Origin of the sequence: Bradyrhizobium sp. 45 (assembly GCF_023073155.1) — a bacterium.
GTDB classification, from domain to species: Bacteria; Pseudomonadota; Alphaproteobacteria; order Rhizobiales; family Xanthobacteraceae; genus Bradyrhizobium; species Bradyrhizobium canariense_D.
The window spans coordinates 96,858-112,803 of record NZ_JADPIX010000143.1 but is presented as its reverse complement, the minus strand read 5'-3'; the positions used below and the strand labels follow the sequence as shown (position 1 = coordinate 112,803).

Annotated in this window: 14 protein-coding genes; 10 read left to right on the top strand and 4 right to left on the bottom strand. The window is 63.8% G+C overall.

Annotated elements, in window-relative coordinates; all coding sequences use genetic code 11:
- Positions 1–11: 11 nt before the first annotated feature.
- From IVB42_RS33070 to IVB42_RS33055, 4 genes are read right to left on the bottom strand one after another with little or no spacing between them, the layout of a single operon-like run.
- On the bottom strand, positions 12–1,007 hold the full coding sequence (locus IVB42_RS33070; RefSeq protein WP_247394399.1) for an alpha/beta hydrolase: 996 nt from the start codon (positions 1,005–1,007) through the stop codon (positions 12–14).
- A gap of 10 nt (positions 1,008–1,017) precedes the next feature.
- Positions 1,018–2,568, bottom strand: coding sequence for a wax ester/triacylglycerol synthase family O-acyltransferase (locus IVB42_RS33065; protein WP_247394401.1), 1,551 nt, complete (start codon positions 2,566–2,568; stop codon positions 1,018–1,020).
- 45 nt (positions 2,569–2,613) lie between these two features.
- Positions 2,614–3,414, bottom strand: a complete 801-nt coding sequence (locus tag IVB42_RS33060; protein ID WP_247394404.1) for an alpha/beta hydrolase — start codon at positions 3,412–3,414, stop codon at positions 2,614–2,616.
- Positions 3,414–3,671: a DUF6489 family protein gene (locus tag IVB42_RS33055; RefSeq protein WP_007593837.1), complete on the bottom strand. Its 258-nt coding sequence runs from the start codon at positions 3,669–3,671 to the stop codon at positions 3,414–3,416. The genes IVB42_RS33060 and IVB42_RS33055 overlap by 1 nt, the downstream gene beginning before the upstream one ends.
- Before the next feature lie 304 nt (positions 3,672–3,975).
- On the opposite strand from IVB42_RS33055, the gene IVB42_RS33050 reads away from it, so the two are divergent.
- The 10 genes from IVB42_RS33050 (at position 3,976) to IVB42_RS33005 (ending at position 15,927) form a co-directional block, all read left to right on the top strand.
- Positions 3,976–5,571 (top strand): ABC transporter substrate-binding protein, encoded by a 1,596-nt coding sequence (locus tag IVB42_RS33050; protein WP_247394407.1) that lies wholly within the window; start codon positions 3,976–3,978, stop codon positions 5,569–5,571.
- Positions 5,572–5,675: 104 nt separating this feature from the next.
- Positions 5,676–6,656: an ABC transporter permease gene (locus IVB42_RS33045; protein ID WP_085362290.1), complete on the top strand. Its 981-nt coding sequence runs from the start codon at positions 5,676–5,678 to the stop codon at positions 6,654–6,656.
- Positions 6,657–6,666: 10 nt separating this feature from the next.
- A complete protein-coding gene (locus IVB42_RS33040; RefSeq protein ID WP_018457036.1) occupies positions 6,667–7,638 on the top strand; it encodes an ABC transporter permease in 972 nt (323 codons plus the stop codon).
- Positions 7,639–7,726: 88 nt separating this feature from the next.
- Positions 7,727–8,713: an ABC transporter ATP-binding protein gene (locus tag IVB42_RS33035; RefSeq protein WP_247394409.1), complete on the top strand. Its 987-nt coding sequence runs from the start codon at positions 7,727–7,729 to the stop codon at positions 8,711–8,713.
- Positions 8,710–9,699: an oligopeptide/dipeptide ABC transporter ATP-binding protein gene (locus IVB42_RS33030; RefSeq protein ID WP_018457038.1), complete on the top strand. Its 990-nt coding sequence runs from the start codon at positions 8,710–8,712 to the stop codon at positions 9,697–9,699. The genes IVB42_RS33035 and IVB42_RS33030 overlap by 4 nt, the downstream gene beginning before the upstream one ends.
- Positions 9,700–9,780: 81 nt before the next feature.
- Positions 9,781–11,586 carry a gamma-glutamyltransferase family protein gene (locus tag IVB42_RS33025; protein WP_247394411.1) on the top strand — a complete coding sequence of 602 codons (1,806 nt, stop codon included), beginning with the start codon at positions 9,781–9,783 and terminating at the stop codon, positions 11,584–11,586.
- Between the two features lie 9 nt (positions 11,587–11,595).
- Positions 11,596–12,306: a DUF1028 domain-containing protein gene (locus IVB42_RS33020; RefSeq protein WP_085362288.1), complete on the top strand. Its 711-nt coding sequence runs from the start codon at positions 11,596–11,598 to the stop codon at positions 12,304–12,306.
- A complete protein-coding gene (locus IVB42_RS33015; protein WP_085362287.1) occupies positions 12,303–13,292 on the top strand; it encodes an ABC transporter ATP-binding protein in 990 nt (329 codons plus the stop codon). The genes IVB42_RS33020 and IVB42_RS33015 overlap by 4 nt, the downstream gene beginning before the upstream one ends.
- On the top strand, positions 13,292–14,392 hold the full coding sequence (locus tag IVB42_RS33010) for a dipeptide ABC transporter ATP-binding protein (RefSeq protein WP_247394414.1): 1,101 nt from the start codon (positions 13,292–13,294) through the stop codon (positions 14,390–14,392). The genes IVB42_RS33015 and IVB42_RS33010 overlap by 1 nt, the downstream gene beginning before the upstream one ends.
- Before the next feature lie 23 nt (positions 14,393–14,415).
- Positions 14,416–15,927, top strand: a complete 1,512-nt coding sequence (locus tag IVB42_RS33005; protein WP_247394416.1) for an ABC transporter substrate-binding protein — start codon at positions 14,416–14,418, stop codon at positions 15,925–15,927.
- The last annotated feature ends 19 nt before the right edge of the window (positions 15,928–15,946 follow it).

The window sequence follows — 15,946 nt, the reverse complement described above, 5'->3', positions numbered from 1 at the left end:
GTCGTTGCGAGCTAGCCAAACCGCCTTCTACGCCATTCGATCAGCTTGGCGCTGACTTCCTCCGGCTTCTCCTGCTGCGTCCAATGGCCGCTGTCGCGGACCAGATATTTTTCCAGATCGGGGATCAGCTTGTCCATGCCATCGGCGGAAGACGGCGGCAACACCGCGTCGTTCTCGGCCATGATCATCAGCGACGGCACGCGCACCGTATGATCGAGCCCTTCGGCGCGCATCCAGTTGCGGGACATATTGCGGTACCAGTTGATGCCGCCGGTGAAGCCCGTCCTGGTGAAATTGTCCACGAACACCTTTTTCTCTTCCGGCGACAGGATCGGCGTGCGAGGATCGTGCTTCGCATCGTAGCCCGCGATCATCTGCGGAAATGCCAGGTTCAGTCGCGGGGAGGCACCGACACCCGCGACGACTTCCTCCGCCGGAGCATCTGCCGGGCGCGCTACGGGCTTGCGCATGAAGGCATCGAAGGTCTGCTCGACGCGACTGCCAAAGATCTTGTCGGGCTCACGCGCGGGATCCTGGAACTGCACGATATACATCTTTTCGCCGAAGCGCGCGCGCAGGAGCTCGATCGGATCGGCCCAGGCGCGGTTGGTATGAGGCGTATTGATGCCGACCACGCCGGCGACCCGGTCGATGTGCCGGAGTGGCATCTGCCAGACGATAAAACCGCCCCAGTCATGGCCGACGAAGATCGCCTTATCGATCTGAAGATGGTCGAGCAGGCCGATCAGATCGCCGGTCAGGTGCTCGATGTCGTAGTCCTCGACCGGCTCTGGCCGGTCGGTCGCGCCGTAGCCGCGCTGGTCCGGCGCGATCACGCGGATGCCGGCCTCGCTCAGCACCTTGATCTGGTGGCGCCAGGAAAATGCGAGTTCGGGCCAGCCATGGCACAGCACCATCGGCGGCTTGTCTGTAACCGGGCCCGCCTCGTAATAGCCCATGCGGATTCCGTTCGTCTGTACGAACTTGAGCGGTGGCATTTCAATCATCGGAACATTCCTACTCAGCGGCGCCCTTGATGTCCGCCGCGGGCGAAGCATAGGCAGCCTCGAGCGCGGCGAATTCTTCCGGCAGCATGTCGCACATCACCTCCACGTGCGGAATGATGTTGGCGCCGACGATGAAGCCGAAATCGAGCTGGTCGCGATAGCTCTGCACGGTGATGTTGAGCGCCTGTCCGTGCGTCGAGATCGATACCGGGAAGATGTGCAACAGCTCCGCGCCCGCGGCGTAGAGCGTCTGCCGCGGCCCCGGCACGTTGGACACCGTAATGTTCGCAGCCGGCGGCAACACATTCGACAAGTCGGAGCGGCTGTAGAGCAGCGCCATGATCTGCACGACAATCGGCGCGCCCAGCATCGAGATATTGGAGATCTGCGGCATCAGAGCCCGCAGCGGATGCGACATCTCCTTGGACTTGGTCGATTGCGCGATAATGGCTTCCAGGCGTGCCTTGGGATCGTCGATGTTGGTTGCGATCGAGCAGATCATGCCGAACACCTGGTTGTTGGCGTCGGTGTTGCCCTCCTCGCGCAGCGAGATCGGTACGGCAGCGGTCAAGGACTTCGCCGGCAGCGTTCCATGTTGCTGCAGGTAGCGCCGGACCACCCCGGAAGCGAGCGCCAGCACGACGTCGTTGAGTTTGCCGCCGGCCTGCTTGGCCAGCGCCTTGGATCGCGACAGCGAAATCGAGACACCGGCGAAGCTGCGCTCGGACGAGATCGATTTGTTGAGCATGGTCGGCGGCGAGACCATGCTGGCGAGGCTCTCGCGCGATTTTGGATCGGATATCTTGCCGAGCACGTCCGAGACGCTCTTGACCATGGTTGGGATGTTGCCGGCAAAGCGCACCGCACTCTCGATCTGGTACATCGCATTGTCGAACAGGATCGAACCGATATCGCTCTTGCCGGTGCGTGGCAGCTGCAGATTCTTCGCGGCCGCCGATGCATCGAGCGGCTGGGTGAAAAGCTGCTGGTAGGAATCGACCAGGTTCGCTGCGATGTCGCGCGGCTCCTGCCCGGGCTTCGCTCCCGCGGTCGGCGGATCGACCTTCCGCGGGATCGGCGAGATGTCGTAGATCATGTTGGTCAGCGCCGCACCGGCGCCGCCGTCGATGGCGGCATGATGCATCTTGGAATAGAGCCCGACCTCGTTGTCCTTCATGCCCTCGAACACGTAGAACTCCCAGAGCGGGCGGGCACGGTTCAAGAGCTTGGCGTGCATCCAGCCCACGATGCGTTCGAGCGTAGCGCGGTCGCGCGGCTGCGGCAGGCTGGCGCGGAAGATGTGACGGTCAATGTCGAACTGATCGTCCTCGATCCAGGAGGGATGATCGATATCGAGCGGCGCCTTCTCCAGCCGCGCTTTGAGGATCGGCGCGATGTGCAGGCGCGAGACGATCATCGCCTTGAAATCTTCGAAGAAGTCGCCCTTGTAGTCGTCCGGCAGACGAAAGATCGCCATGCTCCCGACATGCATCGGCATTTCCGGCGTTTCCAGATAGAGAAACGACGCGTCCAGCGACGACAGCTTCTTACCGTCAGCCATAGTTCCCTCCCGAATTTGACGGGCGCCCTTAGGCGGCGCTTCTCGTCAGGCCGATACTGCCTGTTCCGGCGGGGCATATGCAATGGCAAACGGCCCTGCCCTGTCAAATGGCCAGAACTCTCCCTCCGGTTGCGCAAGACGGTCCGCCACGGCCCACAGCGCCGCGGGATTCACCCCAAGCCCGATATGGCTCGCCAGGTGCACCTCGATGTTCTCGGCACGGTCGGAGGGACGCAGCAGGCAGGTCCGCCAGTTCACAATCCCATCGGCGCGCGAATAGATCGACGTCGCTGGCACCGGAAGATCGCCGGCGACCGCCACGCGCAGCTCGGCGAAATCCTCGACACGCTCGCCGGACATCATCTCGTAGAGCCGCGTCGCATTGGTCGCCCGTATGTCATTGGCAAAAGGGCTGCCGAGCGTGATGGCATTGCGGACCATGTCGGGCGCCTGGAGCGCGAGATCGCGCGCATAGACGCCGCCGAGACTCCATCCGACCAGGCTGACCTTGCGGCCGCTCGCAGCATGGATTTCGGCGAGACGGGCGCGCAACGAATCCCGCATCCGTCCGAACCCGCCGAAATTTCGGCCCATCCGCCAGGCATGTGCCTCATAGCCAAGCTCGCTGAGATAGCGCCGCATCGGCGCCATCGAGAGATCGCTGGCGAGGAAGCCAGGCAGCGCCAGCACCGGATGGCCGTCGCCTTTTGGCGCCCGCATCAGGACCGGCGACAGCAGCAGGCTGGCGTTGAGTTCGAGCAACCCACGGGCTTCGGCGAGCAGCAAAGCAAGGCCCGGCGGACGAAGCCGGCCTGAGGTCTGCGGCCCGTCCGGACCGGGCGGCATTATTTCTTCTTATCGCCGCTGCGCGTGCCGCCGAGGCCGGCCATGGTGACGAACATGTCCTGAAATCGCTCGGCAAGCTTTGGATCGAAGGTGAACCAGCTCTGGATCAGCGATTCCGGCGAGACCTTGTCGATGTTGCTCAGAACCTGCTGCTGCAGCTTGTCCATGACCGCCGTCTGCATTGGTGCCAGGTCGGGCAATCCGATGAACTGACGGGCTTCGAGGGGGGTACAGTCGATTTCGATGTTAACTTTCATGTCCCCTCCAGATGAGATTCGAGCGGCCTACTGCAGTATCGCCGCGAGGCGGTGTACAACGCAAGCGACCTGAAGCCGGTGGCGGCGCTCCGGCTTCCCCGATCGGCGGATATGGTCAATCAAAATCGGCCGCGGCCGCGCCCGTCCTCCCGTCATGCCGGTCAGCATTGCTGCACAGCGGTGCAACTTGGCGCGTTCCTTGCTGGAATGACGCTTGCACGGGTCGAGAACTCTGGGCAACATGGTTCGATCAGCCCCGCCGAACAATCAAAAATGACGGTGCGGGCGAGTGGAGAGGTCAAGAATGTCAGTCGGACGAAGTCTGTTTGCGGCGACGCTCGCCAGTATGCTTGCGTTGGCGGTCTCGCCGGCGTCGAGCCAGACGCTGCGCTACGCCAACCAGGGCGATCTCAAGTCGCTTGATCCGTATTCGCTGAACGAGTCCACCACGCACGCTCATCTCGGTCACGTCTATCAAGGCCTCACCGCGCGCGACAAGGACCTGAAGATCATCCCGGCGCTGGCTGAGAGCTGGGAGACACCGGAGCCGACCCGCTGGCGCTTCCATTTGCGCAAGGGCGTCAAATTTCATAACGGCGACCCCTTCACCGCCGACGACGTGCTGTTCTCCGCCGATCGCGTCCGCAACAAGAACTCGAACATGCAGACCCGGCTGGCGCCCAACGTCAAGGTCGTCAAGGTCGACGACTACACCGTCGATTTCGTCCTGCCCTCGCCCAATCCCATTCTGCATTCGTCGTGGGATGTCTGGTACATCATGGACAAGAAATGGGCTGAGGAGAACAAAGCGGTCGAGCCGACGCCGGTGTCCGCGACCTCTCCGAGCTATGCCTCGCTTCACGAGAACGGCACCGGTCCCTTCATCATCGAAAGCCATCAGCCCGGTGTGAAGACCGTGTTCAAGGCCAATCCCAACTACTGGGGCAAGATGGAAGGTAATCTGAAGGAGATTATCTTCACCCCGATCTCGTCCGATGCCACCCGCGTCGCCGCGCTGCTCTCGGGTGAAGTGGACGTGATCGAGCCGGTGCCGATCCAGGACATCTCCCGCGTCGATGCGAGCCCGAATGCCCAGGTGCTGAAGGCCCCTGAGTTGCGCACCATCTTCATCGGATTCGATCAGACGCGTGACGAGCTGCTCTACTCCAACATCAAGGGCAAGAACCCGTTCAAGGATGTCAAGGTCCGCGAAGCCTTCTACAAAGCCATCGACATCGAGCTGATCAAGACGCGGGTGATGCGCGGGCTGTCCACGCCCTCGGCGCTGATGATCGCTCCGGAATTGTTCGTGCTGTCCAAGGAGTTCACCCGGCCGAAGTTCGATCCAGATGGTGCCAAGAAGCTCCTGGCCGAGGCCGGGTACCCCGAAGGCTTCGAGGTCACCATGGATTGCCCGAACGATCGGTACGTCAACGACGCGGCGATCTGCCAGGCCGTCGTGGGCATGCTTGCCCGCATCGGCGTCAAGATCAATCTGCTGGCGCAGCCCAAGGCGCAATACTTCGCCAAGGTGTTGAAGCAGGGCGGCTATCAGACCTCGTTCTACATGCTGGGCTGGACGCCGAGCACGATGGACTCCCATAACGTGCTCTACGACATCATGGGCTGTCGCGACGATGCGAAATCATCGCGCGGCGAGGCCAATCTCGGCGGCTATTGCAACAAGGAATTCGACGCCATCACCGACAAGGTGCTGGTCGAAACCGAGACCACAAAGCGCAACCAGCTGATCAAGCAAGCGTATGAGATCAGCATCAAGGACTGGGCTTATATTCCGCTGCACCAGCAGGCGCTGGCCTGGGGCGTATCGAAAAAGGTCAACCTGCCGCAGCGCGCCGACAATCTGGTCATGTTCCACTGGGCGACCAAGAAGGAATAGCGTCAGTTGAACACAAGGTCCCGGCAGCGTCAGGCTACCGGGACCTTTCCTTTTTCGGCTGACAAAGACGTCGGCCAGACGCACACTCAAGGAAAGTGGAAGGCATGCTCGCTTTCACTCTTCGCCGGGCCGTTCAGGCCATCGGCGTCATGTTCGCCGTCGGCATCATCGCGTTCTCGATGTTCCGCTTCGCCGGCGACCCCATCAACCAGATCGTCTCGCTTGATACGCCGGCGGCCGAACGCGCCGCCGTGCGCAAGTCGCTGGGCCTCGATGATCCCGTGCCGGTGCAGTTCGTGCGCTATTTCGCCGATGCGGCGCAATTCAAGTTCGGCGTCTCCTATCAATTCCGCCAGCCGGTCTCGACGCTGTTGATGGAGCGTATGCCGGCAACGCTGGAACTTGCGATCTGCGCGACCGTATTTGCAATGATCTCCGGCATCCTGATGGGCGTCTATTCGGCGCTCAGGCGCGACACCCTGCTCGCCAAATTATTCCAGGCGGTTTCGCTGATTGGCATCTCGCTGCCGACTTTCCTGATCGGCATCCTTCTGATCTACCTGTTCGCAGTGACGTTGGGCTGGTTGCCCTCGTTCGGCCGGGGCGAAGTCGTCAAGCTGGGTTGGTGGACCACGGGCCTGCTCACATTGTCGGGCCTGAAGGCGCTGATCATGCCCTCGATCACGCTCGGCCTGTTCCAGATGACCCTGATCATGCGGCTGGTGCGCGCGGAGATGCTGGAAGTGCTTCGGACAGATTATATCCGCTTTGCCCGCGCCCGCGGGCTGACAACCCGTGCCATTCATTTCGGCCACGCGCTGAAGAACACGCTGATTCCGGTGATCACGGTAGCCGGCCTGCAGTTTGGCTCGGTTATTGCATTTTCGATCATCACCGAAACCGTGTTCCAATGGCCCGGCATGGGACTTCTGTTCGTACAGGCCGTGCAAAACGTCGATATCCCGATTATGGCCGCCTACTTGCTGATGGTCTCACTGATTTTCGTCACCATCAATCTGGTGGTCGACATCCTCTACACCGTCGTCGATCCGCGCCTGCGCGCGACCGTCGGCCGCGCCACATAAGGCAGCCTGTATGTCCGAAGTGGTCGCCTCTCATCCCGACAAGCCGAGCACGCTGCCGACGCATGCCGCCCGCAGCTGGTTCAGTCGCGCACTCAACAGCGACATCTTCTATTCGTTTCGCCGATCCAAGCTGACCATGGTGGCGGCAGTCATTACCGTGCTGTTCTTCCTGCTCGCGATCTTTGCCTCCGCGCTCGCGGTGCAGGACCCGTTCGATCCGGCACAGCTCCAATTGATGAATTCCCGGATCTCACCGCTCTGGACCGCCGAGGGGCAGAGCCCGTTCCTGCTCGGCACCGACGAGCAGGGCCGCGACGTGTTCTCCGCCATTCTCTACGGGCTGCGCATCTCGCTCGCCGTCGGCGTGGCCGGCGTGATCTTCGCCGGCGCGCTCGGCATCGCGCTTGGCCTGGTCGCCGGCTATTTCGGGGGCGCGGTGGACGGCGTGATCATGCGGATCGCCGACGTGCAACTCACTTTTCCCGCCATCCTGATCGCGCTGCTGGTCAACGGCATCGCCAAATCGATCCTCGGCAACCGGCTGGATGCAACCAGCATGCTGGTGGTGCTGGTGATCTCGATTGGCCTGAGTTTCTGGGTCGGGTATGCCCGCACGGTGCGCGGTTCCGTGATGGTCGAGAAGAACAAGGATTACGTGGCGGCCGCGCAATTGATCGGCCTTCCCGCACCAAAGATCATGTTCCGCCATGTGCTGCCAAACACGATGGGTCCGATCCTGGTCATCGCCACGATCAACCTTGCGCTCGCCATCATCACCGAGGCAACGCTGTCCTTCCTTGGCGTCGGCCTGCCCGACACAATGCCCTCGCTCGGCACGTTGATCCGCATCGGCAACAACTACCTGTTCGCGGGCGAATGGTGGATTGTGGCCTTCCCTGGTATCGCGCTCGCTGCCCTGATCCTGTCGATCAACCTGCTCGGCGACTGGCTGCGCGACGCGCTCAACCCGAAGCTCCGATGAACAACATTTCGATGAGCAAGACTCGGATGAGCGAGACTTGGATGAGCATGATTCGGATGAGCAAAACCTGGATGAGAGCGTCTCGCTCATGACCGACCCCATCCTCTCCGTGCGTAATCTTCAGGTCGAGTTCGCCTCCCGCCGCGGCACGCTACGCGCCATCGATGGCGTCTCCTTAGACATCGCCAAGGGCGAGGTACTCGGCGTGGTCGGCGAATCCGGCGCCGGCAAGTCCGTCACGGGCTTGGCTGTGATCGGCCTGATCGATCCGCCGGGCCGCATCGCCGGCGGCGAGATTCGCCTTGCGGGCCTGCGCATCGACAATTTGCCGGCAGAGGAGCTGCGCCGTATCCGGGGAAAACGGATCGGCATGATCTTCCAGGACCCCCTCACCTCGCTCAATCCGCTCTACCGCGTCGGCGACCAGCTTATCGAGACGATCAGAACGCATCTGAACCTGTCCGAGACCGCCGCCCGCCGCCGAGCCATCGACCTGCTCGCCGAAGTTGGAATCCCGGCTCCGGAAAAGCGCATCGACGGCTATCCGCACGAATTCTCCGGTGGCATGCGCCAGCGCGTGGTGATTGCGCTCGCGATCTGCGCCGAACCGGAGCTGATCATCGCCGACGAGCCGACCACCGCGCTCGACGTTTCCGTGCAGGCGCAGATCATCTCGCTGATCAAGCGTCTCGGCCGCGATCACGGCACTGCGGTGATGCTGGTGACCCACGACATGGGCGTGATCGCCGAGACCTCCGACCGGGTCGCGGTGATGTATGCCGGCCGCGTCGCCGAGATCGGTCCGGTGCAGGACGTGGTCAGGAACCCGCTGCACCCCTACGCCAAGGGCCTGATGGGAGCGATCCCGACGCTTGCCGGCGACGACAAGCGTCTGGTGCAGATCCCCGGCTCCATGCCGCGCCTGTCGGCGATCCCGCGCGGCTGTTCGTTCAATCCGCGCTGCGCATTCGCATTCGACCGATGCCGCGTGGAGAGGCCGGAGCCGCTGCCGCGCGGCACGCAAGCCGTCGCCTGCCATCTCTATGACGGCGTGCCGGCGGAGAGCGCGGCATGAGCGCTCCCTTCATCCAGGCCACGAATCTGCGCCGCGTCTTCGACGTCTCGAAACCCTGGCTCAACCGCATGCTCGAAGGCGGGCAGCTCGAATATCTCAAGGCCGTCGATGGCGTCACCTTCGACATCAGGAAGGGCGAGACCTTTGCACTGGTCGGCGAATCCGGCTCGGGCAAGACCACGGTGGCGCGGATGGTCGTCGGCTTGCTGCCGCCAAGCTCCGGCAACGTCTTGATCGACGGCATCTCAATGACCGATCCGCGGCAGGCCCAGGCGCGGCGGAAACTGCGCCGCCGCATCCAGATGATCTTTCAGGATCCCTATGCGAGCCTGAACCCACGCTTCCGAGTCGACGCCATCATCTCCGAGCCAATCCGCGCGTTCGACCTGATCGAGGGCGAGCGCGACATCCAGGCGCGGGTCGGAGAGCTTCTCACCCTCGTCGGCCTGCATCCCGACGACAGGTTGAAATTTCCGCACGAATTCTCGGGCGGCCAGCGTCAGCGCATCGCGATCGCGCGCGCGCTCGCCTCCGACGCGGAGTTTATCGTCTGCGACGAGCCGACCTCCGCGCTTGACGTCTCCGTGCAGGCGCAGATCCTGAACCTGATGCGCGACCTCCAGGACAAGTTCGGCTTGACCTACATGTTCATCAGCCACAACCTCGCCGTCGTCCGCCACATGGCGAGCCGCGTCGGTGTGATGTATCTCGGCCGCATCGTCGAGATCGCGGAAGGGCGCGAGCTGTTTGCCCATCCGCGCATGCCCTATACCAAGATGCTGCTTGGCGCCGTGCCTGATCTTGCCATGAGCGGCCGCCAGCGCATCCCCGTGAAGGGCGAGATCCCGAACCCGATCAACCCGCCGTCCGGGTGCGCCTTTAATCCGCGCTGCCCGCTGGCGTTCGATCTCTGCCGTAGGGAAGCACCTGAATTGATCGACGGCGTCGCCTGCCACGCGGTCAACACCGCGCCGGTACCGGCGTGACGCGCGCGTGCCATGCAGCCTGCGCATTTGGCGGCGGCCTGGCCCTGTGATCAATTGCGCGCGCCGCAAATGAGGTAGTCCATGGCCAGCATCGTCAATCCCGATCCCTTCACGACACGCCCCGAGATCGAAGGCACCTTCGGGGTCGTTGCGACCACGCACTGGATCGCGACCGCTATCGGGATGGCCATTCTGGAAAAGGGCGGCAATGCCTTTGACGCCGGCGTCGCCACCGCTTTCACGCTCCAGGTGGTCGAGCCGCATCTGAACGGCCCCGGCGGCGACGTTCCGATCATCGTGCACGACGTGAAGCGCGGCCGCACCGAGGTGATCTGCGGCCAGGGCCCGGCACCGGCCCGCGCCACCATCGCGCATTACAAGAGCGAAGGCCTCGACATGGTGCCCGGCACCGGCCTGCTCGCGGCCTGCGTCCCCGGCACCTTCGAATCCTGGATGATGCTGCTCCGTGACTACGGCACGATGCGCGTGCGCGATGTGCTGGAGCCCGCGATCTCCTATGCGCGCGACGGCTATCCGCTGGTCGAGCGCGCCTGCGCCACGATCCAGACCGTCGAGCAATTATTCCGCACGCACTGGCCGACATCGGCCGCCGTCTATCTCCCGAACGGCGAAGTGCCAAAGCCCGGCACGCTCTTCACCAACAAGACACTTGCGGCGACCTATGCGCGAATCCTGAGCGAGGCCGAAAGCGGCGGCGGCGGCCGCGATGCCGAGATCGAGCGCGCACGCAAGGCTTGGTCGCAGGGCTTCGTCGCGGAAGCCATCGACAAATTCTGCCGGACGCAGGACGTGATGGACGTCAGCGGCTCGCCGCATCGCGGTGTGCTGTCGGCCGACGACATGGCGCGCTGGCAGCCGACGGTCGAGGCTCCGCTCACCTACGATTATGGCCGCTACACGGTCTGCAAGGCCGGGGTCTGGAGCCAGGGTCCCGTGACGCTGCAGCAACTCGCGCTGCTGAAGGGCTTTGCCCTCGATGGGCTCGATCCGACCGGACCGGAGTTCATCCATCTCCAGATCGAATGCGCAAAACTCGCCTTTGCCGATCGCGAAAAATTCTACGGCGACCCCAAGTTCAGCGAAATCCCGATCGCAACGCTGCTGTCAGATGCCTATAACGACGAACGTCGTAAGTTGGTTACCGAGAAAGCTTCGCTCGATCTCCGGCCCGGCACGGTCGAGGGCCTTGGCGGCGTGGTCAAGCTGCGCCGAGCTGAGGGCCAGCGCGAGGCCGTCGGCGCGCTCGGCGCCGGCGAGCCGACCGTGGGGCGCTTCGGCGAGGTGCACGGCGACACCGTGCATTTCGACATCATTGACAAGGTCGGCAACATGGTCTCCTCGACGCCGTCGGGAGGCTGGCTGCAATCCTCGCCTGTCATTCCCGAGCTGGGTTTCTGCCTCGGCAGCCGCGCACAAATGTTCGATTTGGAGGAGAACCAACCGAGCTCGCTCGCGCCGGGCAAACGGCCCCGCACCACGCTGTCGCCGACCATGGCACTGCGCGACGGCGAGCCTTATCTCGCCTGGGGCTCGCCCGGCGGCGACCAGCAGGACCAGTGGATCACGCAGTTTTTCCTCCGACACGTCCACTGCAATCTCAATCTCCAGGAGTCGATCGACGCGCCGGCCTGGCATTCCGAGCATTTCCCGATCTCGTTCTGGCCCCGCACCGCGCGCCCCGGCGTGCTCGTGATCGAGAACCGCGTGCCGAAGGCGACGATCGAGAACCTGCGTGAGCGCGGACATATCGTCGAGGTCGGTCCGGACTGGTCCGAAGGCCGCCTCACCGCGGCCTCGCGCGTCGGTCCGCGCCGCCGCGCCGCCGCCAATCCGCGCGGCATGCAGGGCTACGCCGCAGGACGCTAAAGGCAGCACATGACCTGGTCGATCATCGCGCGCGATTCTGCTACCGGCCAGTTTGGCATCGCCGTTGCCACGCGCTTCTTCGCCGTCGGCGCGCGTGTCCCCTACATCGCGGCGGGCCTTGGCGCCATCGCGACGCAGGCTTTCGTCAATCCTTATTACGGTATCGACGGCGTCAAGCTGCTGCGTGAGGGCCTCAACGCGCACGACGTGCTGGCCGCCCTGCTCGCGACCGACGACGGCCGCGAGAGCCGCCAGATTCACATCATGGACGCCAGCGGCGCGATTGCCGCGCATACCGGGCGCGACTGCGTGGATTGGTGCGGGCACATTGCGGGCAGCGGCTTCTCGATCGCCGGCAACATGCTCGCGGGCGCCGACGTGCTCGACGAGACCGCAAAAACCTATATCGCCAATGACAGCCTGCCCTTCCCGCGCCGCCTGCTTGCCGCGCTGCGCGCGGGCGAGGCCGCTGGCGGCGACAAGCGCGGCAAGCAGTCCGCCGCGCTCCTGATCCACGGCGAGGAGGAATGGCCGGCGCTGGACCTGCGCGCCGACGATCATCCCGATCCGCTCGGCGAGCTCGAGCGGCTCGAGCGCGTCAGCCACGAACTCTGGGTCCACTTCCGCGTTTCCATGCCAACCCGGCAGAACCCTGCCGGCAACACCGATCGCAGCGTCATCGACGCCAGCATCGCCGCAGCGCGCGCAATACGCTCATGAACCCGAGCCCCCTCATCGAGATCAGCGATCTGCGCATTCGTTTTCACGGCGACGACGGCCGCGTCACCCATGCGGTCGACAGCGTCGATCTCAGCGTCGCCAATGGCGCGACGCTCGGCCTCGTCGGCGAATCCGGCTGCGGCAAGAGCGTGACGTCGCTGGCGATCATGGGCCTGCTGCCGAAGCAGAGCGCGGAGATCTCCGGCGCGATCCGCTTCGACGGTTTCGACCTGCTTAAGACGTCGGACCAGACGCTGCGGGACCTCCGCGGCAACCGGCTCGCGATGATCTTTCAGGAGCCGATGACCTCGCTCAATCCGAGCTTCACCATCGGCGACCAGATCATCGAGACGATTTTGCGCCACCGCGGCGGTTCGCGCAGGAGTGCGCGCGAGCGGGCGATCGATCTGCTGCGTCGCGTCCACATCCCCTCGCCCGAGCGGCGGATCGACGAATATCCGCACAAGCTCTCCGGCGGCATGCGCCAGCGCGTCATGATCGCGATGGCGCTCGCCTGCGACCCGCGGCTGCTGATCGCGGACGAGCCGACCACCGCGCTCGATGTCACGCTGCAGGCGCAGATCCTGGAGCTGATGCGCGAATTGAAGGCGGCGAGCGGCGCTGCCATCATCCTGATCACCCACGATCTCGGCGTCGTCGCCGAAGTCTGCGACGAGGTCGCGGTGATGTATGCCGGCGAGATCGTCGAGCGCGCGCCGGTGGACGAGCTGTTCTCAGCGCCGCAGCATCCCTACACCGTCGGCCTGCTCGGCTCGATCCCGCGGCTTGACCATCGCGCCGACCAGCTCGCCACGATCGAGGGCATGGTCCCGAACATGATGCAGCCGCCCGCGGGATGCCGCTTCGCCGCACGCTGCCCCTTCGTGCTGGACGCCTGCACCAAGGCGCCGCCCCCGCTGCTCGAAGTCAGCCCCGGCCACCTCTCGCGCTGCCTGCGCGCCCCGCTCGAACGTCTGGTGTCGTGATGGCTCTGCTCGAGGTTCAGGGTCTGCTCAAGCATTTCGTCGCCGAGCGTTCGCTGTTCGGCCGGGCGCTGGCGCATGTCAAAGCCGTCGATGGCGTTTCCTTCTCGCTCGATGCCGGCAAGACGCTAGCGCTGGTCGGTGAATCCGGCTGCGGCAAATCCACCGTTAGCCGCCTGGTGCTGCGGCTGATCGAGCCGGATGCAGGCACGATCCGTTTCGAAGGCCGCGATCTGCTCTCGCTCGACGCCGGCGCACTGCGCGCCTTTCGCCGCGAGGCGCAGATCATCTTCCAGGACCCCTACGCCTCGCTCAATCCGCGCATGACCGTCGGCCAGATCCTGACCGAGCCGCTGGCGCTGCACAATCTGGTGCCGCCCGCCCGGCGGCGCGAACGCGTCGAGGAGATCCTGCGGCTGGTCGGGCTGGAGCCGCGGCTGGCGCGTCGTTACCCGCACGAGTTTTCCGGCGGCCAGCGCCAGCGTATCGCCATCGCCCGCGCGCTCGCGGTCGAGCCGAAATTGATCATCTGCGATGAGCCGGTCTCGGCGCTCGACGTCTCGATCCGCTCGCAGATCCTCAATCTGCTGCGCGAGCTGCAGGACCGGCTCGGGCTGGCCTACATTTTCGTCTCGCACGACCTCGCGGTGGTCAAGCACATCGCCGACCACGTGGCGGTGATGAATCTCGGCCAGATCGTCGAGACGGCGGCGGCGGACGCGCTGTTTGCCGCACCGCGTCATCCCTACAGCCGGGCTCTATTGTCCGCGATTCCCGTGCCTAAACCGCGGGCAAAGCGCAGCCGCATTGTGCTGCAGGGCGAAATCCCCAGCGCGCTCAATCCGCCGCCGGGATGCCGCTTCCACACCCGCTGCCCCTACGTGGTCGACCGTTGCCGCAACGAAATGCCTCAGCTCGTGCAGGATGGCATCGGACATGCAACGGCATGCCACCGAACGTCGGGACTGCCGTCGTCCGAGGCGATCGTCCCAACGGACGGCGGCTTCTCCCCGGTTCTCGAAAAATTGGTCGCCGCCTTCAGCGGCGGCCCGGAAGCAGTCCGCGGCAGCGGGGTTAGTTCATTGGGGACGAACCCGGCATAGCCGTAAAACAGAGGTTGAGAGCGATGAGTCCTATGCGTTTGGCACTCCTGGCGTCGGCATTGCTGACGTCGCTCGTAGGCGCGGCCCAAGCCCAGACCACACTTCGCATCGGCATCGCCGAGGATCCTGACATCCTCGATCCCAGCATCGGCCGCACCTATGTCGGCCGCATCGTGTTCTCCGCCTTCTGCGACAAGCTGTTCGACATCGACGAGAAGCTCAACATCGTGCCGCAGCTCGCGCTGTCGCATCAGACCTCGCCCGACGGCAAGGAGATGACGATCAAGCTCCGGCCCAACGTGAAATTCCACGACGGCGAGCCGCTCGACGCGGAAGCCGCAAAGTTCTCGATCGAGCGTCACATGACGCTGCCGACCTCGTTCCGCAAGTCCGAGCTCGCCAGCGTCGACCATGTCGAAATCGTAGACCCTCTGACCATCAAGCTGGTGCTTAAGACACCTTACTCCCCGCTGATCGCCCAGCTGACCGACCGCTCCGGCATGATGGTGTCGCCGAAGGCTGCCAAGGAGGCCGGCGACAAGTTCGGCCTGCATCCGGTCTGCGCCGGTCCCTACAAGTTCGTCGAGCGCGTGCAGCAGGACCGCATGGTCTTCGAAAAATTCGCCGACTATTGGAACAAGGACAACATCCATATCGACCGGGTGGTCTTCCTGCCGATCGTTGACGCCACGGTGCGCCTTGCCAACCTGAAGTCCGGCGGACTCGATCTGATCGAGCGCGTGCTCGCCACCGACATCAAGGACGTGCGTGCGGATTCGCGGCTCGTGCTGTCGACGGCACCGGAGCTCGGCTATTACGGCCTGACCGTCAATATCGGCAACGACAAAGCAAAGGGGCCGCTCAGCCAGTCGGCGAAAGTACGCCAAGCGCTCGATCTGTCGATCGATCGCGAAGCTCTCAACCAAGTTGTCTTTAACGGCGAGTTCACCCCAGGCAATCAATGGGTCAGCCCGACACATCCCTATTACCAGAAGGCGTTCCCGGTCCACGGCCGCGACGTCGCGAAGGCCAAGGCGCTGCTGAAGGAAGCGGGCATCACCTCGCCGGTGACCGTCGACTACATGATCCCCAAGGGCGCGGAGAACGAAGCGGTTGCCCAGGTGATCCAGTCGATGGCGGCGGAAGCGGGCTTCGACATCAAGATCCGCGCGGTCGAATTCGCGACCACCTTCAAGCAGGCCCAGGCCGGCGAGTTCCAGATCTTCCAGATCAACTGGAGCGGCCGCATCGATCCCGACGGCAACTCCTACATCTTCATGCGCAGCAAGGCACCGCAGAACGATGGCGTCTATTCGAACCCGGAAGCCGACAAGCTGATGGAAGACGGCCGGCTGACCGCCAAATTCGATGAGCGCAAGGCGATCTACGAAAAGCTGACCGGGATCGTGCTCAACGATTTGCCGATCATCTACATCTACCACCGCACGCTTCTGATTGCGCACACGACCAAGCTCCAGGGCTATAAGCAGATGCCAGATGGCCTCGTGCGCGTGGTCGGGCTGAAGTTCAAGTGAGCGTGGCCTCGCCTGACAC